Raw genomic sequence first — 12,753 nt, 5'->3', positions numbered from 1 at the left:
ATCTGCCCCTTTCACGGGCAATTATTTTTCATCCCACTACTAAAGACAGTGGGCTTTCAAATAATATTTATCGTAAGCATTAAGCCAAGAAGACTTGGTTATTTTTCGGGCAGTTAAGTAAGCAAATTCATTGGCGAAAGCCAAATAATTAAATGAGTTTTAGCCAAAAACAATGTATATTTGCTTTTTGCTAACAGCTATTTAGCAAAAATACTATTTCAACACCCATCTTACCAATTTTTCTTGGTTTGTTTATAAAATTTACAAGCGAGGCTATTATAAAAAGGAAAGACAATGCAGGTAAATGTAGACCAACTTGACCCCCGACATCATATCATTATCAAAGGAGCACGAGTAAACAATCTCAAGGGCGTAGATGTTGCTATTCCACGCAACCAGTTTGTAGTCATTACCGGGCTTTCGGGTTCGGGCAAATCTTCGCTCGCGTTTGACACCTTATTTGCCGAAGGGCAGCGCATGTATGTAGAAAGTTTAAGTTCTTATGCACGGCAGTTTTTGGGTAGAATGGAAAAGCCCGCAGTAGAATACATCAAGGGAGTGTCACCAGCAATTGCGGTAGAACAAAAAAGTAATACCAAAAACCCACGCGCTACAGTGGGCACCTCTACCGAAATATATGATTACCTCAAGCTTCTGTTTGCCCGCATTGGCGTCACCTATTCTCCAGTATCAGGCGACAAGGTAAAAAAAGACAGCGTAACCGATGTAGTCAATTATATACAGTCACATGAGGAAGGACAAAAGCTACTAATAACAGCTCCAGTAAATGTAGCACCAGAACGTAGCCTGGAAGATGAATTGAAACTTATTTTTCAAAAAGGGTTTACCCGTTTATTAGTAGATGGAGACACTCTGTTTATTGAAGAACTACTAGAGGATGTAGCAGCAATAAAGGCGCTCAAAGGTCAGGAAGTGTTTATATTAGTAGACCGCAATGTGGTGAAAAAAGACGATGAAGACAATCAGTTTCGTATTGCCGATTCGGTACAAACTGCCTTTTATGAAGGACAAGGCTCTTGTATGATTCATGTGTTGAAAAAAGAGGTAAAAGAGTTTTCTGATCGATTTGAGCTTGACGGAATCAAGTTTGAAGAACCTACGGTACAGTTTTTTAGTTTTAACAACCCTTATGGGGCCTGCAAACGTTGTGGTGGATTTGGTAGTGTGCTTGACATTGATGAAGACCTAGTGATTCCTAACAAAAACTTATCGGTATACGATAATGCCATTGTGCCTTGGTCGACTGAAAAGATGCGGAAAGAGTGGTTCCAACCACTGATTCAAAACAGTCTACAGTTCGACTTTCCTATCCATCGTTCTTACCGGGAATTAAGCAAGGAACAAAAGCAACTTTTGTGGGAAGGTAATGAACACTTTCAAGGCTTGAATGCTTTTTTTGAACATATTGCCAGTCAAAGTCACAAAATACAATACCGGGTGATGCTGTCGCGTTATCGTGGCAAAATCACTTGCCCCGATTGTCAAGGTACCCGTTTACGCAAAGACGCCAGCTATGTAAAAATAGCTGATTACAATATCAATGATATGGTATTGATGCCACTGGAAGATTTACGGGAATTGTTTTTAAACCTGGCGCTTAAGCCCAATGAACAACAAATAGCCCGAAGGGTACTTACCGAAATAAATAACCGTATCAAATACCTTAACGAGGTAGGACTTGGGTATTTAACCCTCAACCGGTTGACGTCTACCCTTTCGGGGGGAGAGTATCAGCGTATTAAACTTGCTACTGCTTTGGGTAGTGCATTGGTGGGCTCTATGTATATATTAGATGAACCAAGTATTGGGCTACACCCCCGCGACACCCACCGATTGATTGGAGTATTGAAAGACCTGAAGGCACTGGGTAATACAGTGATTGTGGTAGAACACGAAGAAGATATTATGCGTCAGGCTGATCAAATTATAGACATTGGGCCCAACGCAGGTACTGGTGGAGGCGAGTTAATATTCCAAGGGACTCTGGATGCTCCTATCCAAAACGGAAAAAACTCACATACCTTGAATTTTTTAAATGGCACAGATGCTATTGCCATGCCTAAAATACGACGCAAGGCAAGTGCTTTTATTACCTTGGTGGGTGCCGAAGAAAACAATTTAAAAAATGTAGAGGTGCGTTTTCCTCTAGGGGTAATGACGGTAGTAACAGGGGTGAGTGGATCGGGCAAGTCTACACTTATCAAAGACATTTTGTATCCGGCACTTGCCAAAATGTATGGAGACTATAGCAGCACCAAAGGTAAATACCAAAGTCTGGAGGGCGATACTCAGGCCTTAAAAGGGATAGAGTTTATCGATCAAAACCCTATTGGTAAATCTTCGCGCTCAAACCCAGTAACTTATACCAAGTCTTACGACACTATCCGTAACTTGTTTGCGAACACAGCACTTGCCAAAAAGCGAGGGTATAAACCTGCCCATTTCTCTTTTAATGTAGACAAGGGACGTTGTGAAGTATGCGAAGGCGAAGGCAAGGTAAAAATTGAAATGCAGTTTATGGCAGATGTATACCTTACTTGCGAAAGCTGCAAAGGGAAGCGTTTTAAGAAAGAAATTCTGGATATTAAATACAATGACAAAGACATCGCCGAAATACTTGACCTGACAGTAGAAGAAAGCCTGGAGTTTTTTAAAAATGAGCCTAAAATTGTACAGGCATTGAATCCTTTGTATGAAGTAGGTCTGGGATATGTAGGCTTGGGGCAATCGTCGAACACATTGAGTGGTGGAGAAGCTCAACGTCTGAAACTCGCGTCTTTTCTGGACAAACGTAATGCACGCAAAGGCAATACCTTGTTTATTTTTGACGAACCTACCACCGGTTTGCATTTCAATGACATAAAGAAATTACTCAAGGCTTTGAATGCATTGGTAGAGCAAGGGCATTCGGTGCTGGTGATTGAACACAACCTGGAAGTAATTAAAAGCGCCGATTGGATCATAGATTTAGGTCCAGAAGGTGGTGATAAGGGAGGACAAATTTGTTTTCAGGGAGTGCCTGAAGATTTGATTGGTTTGGAAAACAACCACACTGCGAGGTTTTTGAAGGAGAAGTTTTAAAAGTAAGAAAGTTTCAATAAAATGTCAGAAAGGGTATAAGATTATTTATACGTCTCATACCCTTTTTAATGTTACCCACAGCCTCCACAACCACCGCAACTGGAGCAAGAAGAACAGCCACTACCTCCGGAATCACTGCCAGAGTCGCTACTTCCACAACCAAAAAACCACCCACCACCACCAGAACTATTATTTCCACCTTTACCATTGTTATTGCCACCAATAGAGGCAATTAAGGCAATAAATACCACTACCACCAAAAGAATGACAAATACAGCACCTCCATCACTTGCCATTATCAAGGTGGCTACCAATGCCAACAAAGGCACCAAATGCCAACGTTTGCGCACAAACTGAGGCTTAGCAATCACCCAGTTGCGGTGCATGTTTACCCTGCGGTAGTATATTTCTTTGAAAAGATCTTGAGTGCTAATCCAGATATGGGCAGGTTGGGGTTCGCCAAAGTATTTTAAATAACTTTCTGCAGTTTGGTCATACATATTGACGTGCTTTTTTCGTTCGTCTCTGCCTCCTTTGGTGGGGTTATGATGTACTGCTTTGCCTAAAATTCCGTGACAAAACTCTTCCCAGTAAGACTGGGTATAAATCATGTGCAAGTGCCAAACCTGGTCTACAGGATCGGAAGGTGATACAGAATGCCCTGATACGGCAACCAAAAACATAAACTTTTTGTATTCCTGAATCACTTCAATAGTGTAGGTTTCAGTCCAGCCATTTTCTCGCATGAGGCGTGCTGAGAAAGGAAAAGATGCATCTACAGCATCTAACCTATAAGCCTGAATTTTTTCCCAGAGGGGTTGATGTTCTGCCACCATTGTATTATCTATTTATTAGGTTTAGGTTTTATTTACGTAGTATTTAAAAGTTAGATTAAATAACAAAACCCTTTTCTTGTACCTAAGCAAAAGAAAAGGGTTTGCGTGAATTGCTTGATACTCAACCACAACCTCCACAGCCACCACAACCTGAACAGGAAGAACAAGAAGAGCATCCACCACTGGAGCAGCCTCCCCCTCCACTTCCCCCTCCTTTGTCTGTACTGGCTGCGGCTATAGCTATTAAAACAATAAACACTACAAAAAATATAATTCCAGCAATATCTCCTCCACTGTTTGCCATAAAAAATAACGCAAACAAGGTAAGTAAAGGGGCTAAATGCCAATGTTTACGTACAAATTGAGGCTTGGGAATCACCCAATTACGGTGCATGTTTACCCTACGATAATGTATTTCTTTGAAAAGGTCCTGAGTATTTATCCAAATATGAGCGGGTTGAGTTTCACCAAAGTATTGAAAGTAACTCTCTGCAGTTTGGTCATACATATTCACATGTTTCTTACGCTCGTCTTTGCCTCCTTTAGTGGGGTTGTGATGTACTGCCTTGCCTAAAATTCCGTGACAAAACTCTTCCCAATACGATTGGGTATAAATCATGTGCAAGTGCCACACTTGGTCTACAGGATCGGAGGGCGATACCGAGTGCTCTGATACGGCAACCAAAAACATAAATTTTTTGTATTCCTGAATCACTTCAATAGTATAGGTTTCAGTCCAGTCATTTTCGCGCATGAGGCGTGCCGAGAAAGGAAAAGGTGCATCTACTGCATCAAATGAATAGTTATTGATTTTATCCCAGAGTTGTTTTTCTTGTGGGTTCATAGAGGTAATTTTTAAGTTTGATCAATGGTTTCACAACAACACAAAAAACAGTTGTATTATTTGGAATTATAAACAATTAATTATTTATAATTCTATATTTAAGCTTATATACGACAATATACACCTTAAAAGTTTCGTTTGTTTATTTTTTAACAAAGTCGCTTTTTGCGTTAAATTCAGGCTCTATACAATGGTTAAAATTGATAAAATACTGCTATTAGTGATAAGATTTACTGATATTTGCGTATAAAGTCAGGGAAACAGAAAACTTTTACCCTGCTCAACGGATTGTATCTATAAAAATAAACATAGATTATGAGTAAGTTCACTGATTTCTTTAAAATGGGAGCTGTATTTGGATATTTCTTCCGAAAGCATGATCCTGATCGCCCTAACAACTTTAATATTCGGGTAATGCATGGCATTAATCGAATTTCTATGCTCATGTTTTTATTTTGTGCAATGGTCATTAGTTACCGCTTAATACCAGGTGTTTTTAAATGGGTGACTATTTTTATACTATCAGCGGTATTTATGGTCATATTTCGCACATTTTTTCCTCGCAAGCACAAGTAAGCATTGTAGTTTAATGAGCAGTGTATTTCATTATGCAGCAGGGTCACTTTCACTAGCCTAAATGGTATACACTATGTCACAACGAAACTACTTCACCTTTGCAATGAGGCAGTGAGTGTAATGGTTGATGTACTACTTTTGCTGTTTTTTTTGATCATTGTACAGGTATAATTTTTACACAGAATGAAGCATACTAAATTATTTATTTTCAGCATCCTCAGCGTTTTGTTGTCTTTGCCTACCTTGGCACAAGACACACTCCCAAAAGCTAAATCTATCTTTTGGGAAGTAAAAGGTCCCGGCGTTAAAAAACCAACTTATTTATTTGGCACGCATCACCTGCACGACTATGGCTTTATCAATCAGAATAAAATCATATTAGATAAATTAAAAAAAGCGGATATTGTAGCAGGAGAGATTTTGATAGAAGCCTCTAATATGATGAAGGTGGCCATGGCAAGTGTAATGCCTAATAAACGCCTCAATCAATTGATGAGCGAAAAAGACTATAAAGCCACCGATGAGTGCCTAAGAAAGTACATGGGCACAGGTGTACAGTTGTTTAGTAGTTTTAAGCCCATTGCTATTTATCAGATGATTATGCTGAAAAAGTACGCAAAAACACTGAACATGAATCTTGAAAAGACGGGCAATAGCTCTATGGATGAGTATTTTCAAAGATCAGCTCGTAACCTCAACAAAAAATTAATTGCCCTTGAAACAGTTGAAGATCAAATAAAGGTGCTTTATGATGGCAAGCCATTAGATAAGCAAGTAGATCTGTTGCTGGAGATGGTGTATGATAAGGACAGCCTTGCTTCGCAAGAAATCGTTAAGCTGAATAGAATGTATAAACAACAAGACTTGGATGGGCTACATAAGTTAATGCAAAAAACAGCCAGTGAAGACGAACTCAAAACATTGTTGGTAGAGCGTAACAAAAAATGGATTCCTAAGATCGAGGAGTTGCTCAAGTCGGGTAAAAGTGCTTTCATTGCAGTAGGTGCCGGACACTTGCCAGGGAAATCAGGCGTATTACATTTGTTACGAGAAAAAGGCTATACAATATCTCCACTTAAAATTAAGCTGTAGGGAAATCTCACCTATATACACAATCATTAAAAAAACTGATCACTTGATTACAATCATTTCTTGCACCAATCGAAATCAATCGATTTCGCGGGTGGTCTCGGCATATTATCAAAGTTTGCTTGCCGAACAAAACACAGAAAGTAACATTATTGACTTGCAGGGTTTACCCAAAGACTTTGTTTTTTCGGCACTGTATGGCAATGCAGGTAAAAACAACGATTTTAATATATACAGTCAGCAAATAGCCCAAGGAAATAAGTTTGTATTTGTAGTACCCGAATACAACGGGTCTTTTCCAGGGGTACTAAAGGCTTTTATAGATGGCCTGGAATACCCAAGCAAGTTTAACGACAAAAAAGTGGCAATGGTGGGCTTGTCTTCGGGTATGCAAGGCAGTGCGCTGGCTTTGAGCCACTTGACCGATATTTTAAGTTATTTGGGTGCCAATCTACTGGGCATGCGGGTAAAACTACCTCGTGTAGAAGCCAATCTAAAAGATGGCAAAATTACCAACGACTTATACAATCAATTGCTACGTGAGCAGGTAGAGAAACTTATCAAATTCTAATTTATTCTTTTCACTATGTCATAGCAACAACAGAATTTTAAACGCACCTTATTCTACCAGGAAAATAAAGCCGCCTTTTTTGAATAATCAAAAAAAGCGGCTTTATTTTATACGCTAATCAATGCTTCAAGCGAAACCGGATCATAGGTATTGTCCTTGTTTTTAGGAAAAAACACAAAAGCAGGTTCATTGTCTATCGGCAACTGCTCATCAGTATACACTACTTTCATAGCGTCAGTAGCAGGAGCCACGGCAAACCCCTCAAACATATCCATCAACGAAGGTAAGGCATCAAAGTACTCTACTATAGCTGGCATGCTGCTTTGCAAGCGTGTGGCATTGTTTCGAGCTGATCCTACACTTGCCGAAAGGCTACTGTCCATCAATACCAAGCGGCGAGTGAATAAATCGATGTAACAGATGTATTTGGTCAAAGACTTACCTGTTACAGGAAAAGAAAAATTGACCCTTGAGGGTTCTATCAACTTACCAGTTTGAGGTTTTTCGCCCCACAACAGTAAACCTTGCACATCTTCCAGAGCATCAAACGGAATACGGTTATATGACAATATATTCCACACTGCGTAACGTACCCCCATATCCACCAACTGATCAAGGTATAAGTCAATCAATTGTCCAGCTTTACCCGCTTTGTTGTATGAGTTTACCGGGTCGCCCGAAAACACTGCGGCTTTGTCCATCTCCCAGGTAGTGTCCCAACAACAAGTCCCTTTTGCCTGCCAGTTGGCATCAAAAAAATTCCAGCCATTGTCCATCCAACAAGTTTGCGAACGTTCTTGCCAATAGGTGACTGAACGAATAAAACGAATATTGTCAGGAATATAAAAAACAGTTCCTTTTGGGTAACGAGAAACTGCCTCTGCATTGTTTACAGGCAATTTTATGTGTGCAATGTCTGGCGTATAAAAAAATGATGTGCCAAACTTGTTGCTTACCCGTTGCCTCACCAGTTGGTCTATAGCCATGACTATTTGCTGAATATGGTGCGGTTTTATCTGGGTTTCGTTCAATTCAAACTGGGCTTTTTTCCAACTCCCCTTAGGGGTAAATATTCGATAATTACGATTGTTGGCAGTACGTAAAAACCGTTTTAATTTCAACAATTTAATAGTTTCGAGCTTGTGCAGTACGGGCAAAAAATGGGACAAAGTTGCGTCACCAAACACGCTCAACACATGAGCAATGCGACGGGCAAACTCTCCCGGACGCTGGGCAAGCAATGCCAATGCTTTGGTGTTTGATGTGGCCAGGTAGTTTTCTACATTAGAGTTAAAAGTAGGGTATTTTCCTCCGTTTCGTAAGGTATGAGCTACTTGATAGATTTTTGGGTATTTTTTTGCATACTCGCCAACGTGCAACTGATGAAATAAGCGTATCCATTTGTTTTTGTGGCGCATGATTCCTTCTTCCAGGTCTTTTACCCCTGCCAACACTTCCAATACATATTTTCGCTGACTACGGGAGAGTTTAAATTTGCTATTGGTTTTGAGTGAGATATCTCCTTCAGAAAATCCTGTGGCAAGCCTAAGCACATCGGTAGTAGTAGACAATGGCAATGTTTGGTGGTATTGCATACAAGTAATGGCAGCAAAAACGAGGTTTTCTTTAAATTTTATTTCTGCGTTCATTGTATATTCCTGTTGCACAAACCATTGCACTTCTTGCTGTTCGGTGGCTATCCATACGGCTGGTTTTAATAGCAAACTTTCGTATAGGTTGGCAAGAGCAAAAGAACGAGCCAGGTGTAGCACTTTAAAGTCTACCTTCTCAAACATAGGCGCTCGTGGGATGGGCGCTTGTCGTACGCTGGTAAGGTCTGCTCCCCAATAAATAAAAAGTTGCCTGATCCAATATTCCGACTGCGACATGTCTAGTACTTCTTGAGGAAAGTTTTGATACACAATGTATTTCCCAATGTCTTTATCAACTCCTTTAGATTTTTTAAGGCTTTTCTCTAAAGTTTGCCACCATTGATGAAGCATTTTCGGAGAGGTTTTCGCCAGTTGTGTCATTGCCTCATAAGCTTGTTGGGAAGGTATATAACCATAATACAAAAAATTGGATGACAATGTACCCATTGTTTGCTGGATATTGGCCTGGTGTGAAGTGTTTTGGGTAGCTGTAGGTACTTGAATAAGGCAATGGTTGATGAGGATATCGTGTTGATTGATTGTGTTCATTATGCTAAGATTTGGTTGTATCATAGTACAATGTTCAACACCTATTACGCAGTATTTTTGCGTACCCCAAAATTTTTGCGAAAAGTATGGTTTTTGATATGCCAACACAAGTTGCGAAAATGATTGTAGCATACAAAAATACTAGGTACACTCACAATTGCTGAAGTGCTGGGTTCAATATATAACAAAAACATTCTTATTTGGTTGAAAATTTATAAATTGCTTATACAAACTTATAACAATTGATTTTGAATGGGAGGCGGTCTTTTTCGTTATATCTGTTGCGTTATATTCTGGTGGATTAGTTTACCTCTTGATGGGTGGACTCAATCGTCAGAAGCTGATGTATTAAATCAGTTAAACGCAACATCAAGCGATACTGTCAAACTACGCCTTTATAATACACTCTCTCGGTTATATTGGGCCAAAAAAGATACCCATCAACTAAAAATCTATACGCTGGCTGCTCTTCGAGTAGCTGACACCACCCAGCAAAGTATGCAACTGGGGCAAGCCTTCAGTAACGCCTGCCACTACTACCACTTAAAAACCTTGTACCCCAAAGCCATCGAGTATGCCCAAAAAGCACGGGCAGTTTTTCAAAGCATTGACTATACAAAGGGGGTAAGCAATGTATACAATAAACTGGGGGGGATGTACCAAGACCAAGGAAAGTATACGAAGGCGATTGACTGCCACTTTAACGCCTTACGCATTGCCGAAAAATCAAAAAATGACCCAATGATTAGTGCCAGTTTAAGCAGTATAGCGGCCATTTATGAAACTATCGAACAATATGACAAGGCACTGGAATATTTTGAAAAAGCGTTGAAAATTGACCAAAAACGGAAAGCAACTGAAAGCATTGGATTAACCCAGGTAAATATAGCGCAGGTGTATTGTCACCAAAAAAAATATGACAAGGCAAAAAGGTACGCCAGGTGGAGCATTCAAAATGCCCGCAAAGCCAAAGTACCTCTTATAGAGGGGATAGCACTGAAGTTTTTGGCAATGTTACAATCTTTTGCCCAGGATACGCTCAATGCAACTGCCAACTTTGAGAAGAGTCATCAACTCATGAGTATCCAAGACCAAACGTCTGAATATGTAGCTTTGTTACTACAAATGAGTCAGCATTATCTTCGCTACCAGCAGTTGGAAAAAGCTAAAAAGTATGGCAAACTTGCGTTAACTAAATCACTGAGACTAGGCACTAAAAAGGAAACGAAGGGCATTTATAGAGTATTGAGTAGCATATATGAGCAACAGGGTAAGCTTGTTCAGGCTTTGGAGTATCAAAAAAAATATGCTGCTTACAAGGATAGCTTGCTTACAATAAAAGCCAATAATAAGCTTATTCAGCATGAGCTGGAGTATATGTATAGCAAAAAAGAGGCAAAGATTAAATCTGACAACCACCGACAAATCAACCAACAAAGCATTTATCTGTACATCATTAGCTTTGGCTTGCTGACTGTTTCTTTGTTTTCTTTTTTTTTACTTAAAAGTAGTCGGAAGCAAAATACCCTTAATCAAGAACTCAAGGAACAACAAGAAGAGTTAAGGGCTGTCAATCAGCATTTGCAACAAAAACAAACCGAGATAGAAACCAACAATCAAGAGCTGAAGTTTTTAAACCATCGTCTAAAATCGGGCGAATCGGTCATTACTAAGGCCTATGATCAACTGCAAACCCGCAACAAGCAAATCAAGAATAATATACGGGCTGCTTTTACTATCCAACAAGCCATGTTGCCTCCGGTGGCATTGGTTCGCCAACTATTACCTGAACATTTTATTATTTATCAACCCAAAGATATTGTGTCAGGGGATTTTTACTGGATCAATAAAATAGAGGGCAAAATTATAGTAATTTTTGCTGATTGTACTGGTCATGGTGTGCAAGGTGCTTTTATGAGCCTGATAGGTCATAATTTATTAGATAAACTGATTCTACAACAAAGGAACACCGACCCTGCAAGCATTCTTACCCAGCTAAACGAACAAGTACTGACTGCTTTGCACCAACAAGATGCCCGTTCGATAGATGGGATGGATATAGGAATATTGGTATTGGGAAAAACTACAGAAGGACAAAAGCAGTTGGTGTACGCAGGTGCCAAACGCCCTTTGTATTACCTACGCCCAAACAACCGTGAAGAAATACAGGTGTTGAAAGGGGTGCGAAAGTCGATAGGTGGTACCCAGGCAAAAAACAAATCGTTTGTCAATCATCAGCTGGCTTTGCCTACAGGCAGTATGCTGTATATGGGTACTGATGGTCTGGCTGACCAGCACGACTATCAACGCAAAAAATTGGGTTCTTTACGTTTACGCAATATTTTAACTGAGTTGCACACCTTGCCTATAGAAGAGCAGGAAACCAGCCTTTTTGCGCTTATTCAACGCCACATGCTCAACACTGAGCAACGCGACGATATTTTGTGGATGGGTATCAGGGTTTAGTCTACTTTGAGGTTTTCTACCAATAATAGTTGCATATTCAAATAAACAATATCGCCCATAGTTTTGCACTGTAAAAAACGCTCTTCGTTATGATAATCTTTCATTTCTTGTTTTAACTGGGTCACCTTTTCAGGTTTCGAAAGGGTATCTTTTCGCATACTACTCATTAGATGATGCATACGTTGGTGTGCCTGTCTTACCCGTCTCGACATCAGGGTGCGTTCTTCTAACTGGTATTGCGCGAGGGTTTCAGGGTTGATCAGGTTTTGTACCAATTCTACAACCGCATTATTTTCTTTGAAAAATTGCGCCAGGTACATTTTATGTCTCCCCTCATAGCTTTGTTGATCAAAATCAATGGCTCGTACCCGGTATTGTTCGTCTTCAAAATCAGGTGTAATGTCTATTACATAGTTATATGAGCGCATATCGCCCAAAAGTTTTACAAAACAACGCTCATTAAATTTGATAAACTCTTTGGCTATCCGCACCTTGTTTACGTCTTTGCGGGTAAGGTAAGTTTCTATAAAAGTGTCGCCCGGAATGCCCGCAATGTGCTCTTCGATGAGGGTATCTTTATATACTAAATAGTTGATGCGATTGGGTGAAAGAATGTGCTCTAACTCTAGCCCGTATACTCTCGAAGCATCGGCTTGTTTGACATAAAAATAATCGTAATTGTCGTTGAACTGATTGACAACCCTTATTCTGAAAGGTTTAGAGTTGGCAAAACGACAATAGTCTATGCGATCGATATAGAGGTGTTTAGACAAGGCTTTGTCACCATCCATTTTTAATATTGCATAAATAAAACTTAATGCACTGTGTAGCTCTTGTACTATATGTTGGGGATAAATAACGGTTTCCCAGAGGGTATCTTTGCCATAGCGATCTTCGAGCGGAAAGGTATCGGTATAGCGAAGGAGATCGTTGTAGTTGAGCGAAAATTCAGAATGACGACCGTAGCCGTTTAGGTAAGTACGCAGGTTTTCGCTGATAGGAAAAAAGGGTTTTTTTTTGGAGATGATGAGGGTCATAAGCTCAAGACTGGGATAACTGAAAAATCTA

Annotated in this window: 9 protein-coding genes; 5 read left to right on the top strand and 4 right to left on the bottom strand. The window is 39.9% G+C overall.

The features are described from left to right. Window positions 1-294 precede the first annotated feature (294 nt). Complete coding sequence (uvrA, locus tag Q0954_RS14865; RefSeq protein WP_299458190.1) at window positions 295-3,102, top strand: excinuclease ABC subunit UvrA; 2,808 nt, start codon at window positions 295-297, stop codon at window positions 3,100-3,102. Between the two features lie 71 nt (window positions 3,103-3,173). Here the strand turns inward: uvrA and Q0954_RS14860 are convergent, their stop codons facing one another. Together Q0954_RS14860 and Q0954_RS14855 are read right to left on the bottom strand one after the other, a co-directional pair. Continuing rightward, window positions 3,174-3,938: a hypothetical protein gene (locus Q0954_RS14860; protein ID WP_299458188.1), complete on the bottom strand. Its 765-nt coding sequence runs from the start codon at window positions 3,936-3,938 to the stop codon at window positions 3,174-3,176. A 121-nt stretch (window positions 3,939-4,059) separates the two neighbouring features. Further along, entirely contained in the window at window positions 4,060-4,782 is a 723-nt protein-coding gene (locus Q0954_RS14855) for a hypothetical protein (RefSeq protein ID WP_299458185.1), read from the bottom strand. Between the two features lie 315 nt (window positions 4,783-5,097). Between Q0954_RS14855 and Q0954_RS14850 the strand changes: the two genes are divergently transcribed. From Q0954_RS14850 to Q0954_RS14840, 3 genes are all read left to right on the top strand, one after another. Next, the gene (locus Q0954_RS14850) at window positions 5,098-5,358 is read left to right on the top strand and encodes a DUF6728 family protein (RefSeq protein ID WP_299458191.1); all 261 of its coding nucleotides are present in this window, start codon (window positions 5,098-5,100) and stop codon (window positions 5,356-5,358) included. Window positions 5,359-5,541: 183 nt separating this feature from the next. Beyond that, window positions 5,542-6,450 (top strand): TraB/GumN family protein, encoded by a 909-nt coding sequence (locus Q0954_RS14845; protein WP_045113007.1) that lies wholly within the window; start codon window positions 5,542-5,544, stop codon window positions 6,448-6,450. 43 nt (window positions 6,451-6,493) lie between these two features. Next, entirely contained in the window at window positions 6,494-7,018 is a 525-nt protein-coding gene (locus Q0954_RS14840) for an NADPH-dependent FMN reductase (RefSeq protein WP_299458182.1), read from the top strand. Window positions 7,019-7,125: 107 nt separating this feature from the next. Here the strand turns inward: Q0954_RS14840 and Q0954_RS14835 are convergent, their stop codons facing one another. Then, the gene (locus Q0954_RS14835) at window positions 7,126-9,219 is read right to left on the bottom strand and encodes a hypothetical protein (RefSeq protein ID WP_299458180.1); all 2,094 of its coding nucleotides are present in this window, start codon (window positions 9,217-9,219) and stop codon (window positions 7,126-7,128) included. 252 nt (window positions 9,220-9,471) lie between these two features. Here Q0954_RS14835 and Q0954_RS14830 point away from each other — a divergent pair, with 252 nt between their 5' ends. Beyond that, window positions 9,472-11,685: a tetratricopeptide repeat protein gene (locus Q0954_RS14830; protein ID WP_299458178.1), complete on the top strand. Its 2,214-nt coding sequence runs from the start codon at window positions 9,472-9,474 to the stop codon at window positions 11,683-11,685. On the opposite strand, the gene Q0954_RS14825 is transcribed toward Q0954_RS14830, so the two are convergent. Then, window positions 11,682-12,722 (bottom strand): hypothetical protein, encoded by a 1,041-nt coding sequence (locus Q0954_RS14825; RefSeq protein ID WP_299458176.1) that lies wholly within the window; start codon window positions 12,720-12,722, stop codon window positions 11,682-11,684. The two genes, Q0954_RS14830 and Q0954_RS14825, sit on opposite strands and share 4 nt — an antisense overlap. Window positions 12,723-12,753 lie beyond the last annotated feature (31 nt).

Source organism: uncultured Microscilla sp., assembly GCF_947493425.1.
Classification (GTDB): domain Bacteria; phylum Bacteroidota; class Bacteroidia; order Cytophagales; family Microscillaceae; genus Microscilla.
Note: the sequence above shows the minus strand (reverse complement) of the source record. Positions and strands in the feature narration are given on the sequence as shown.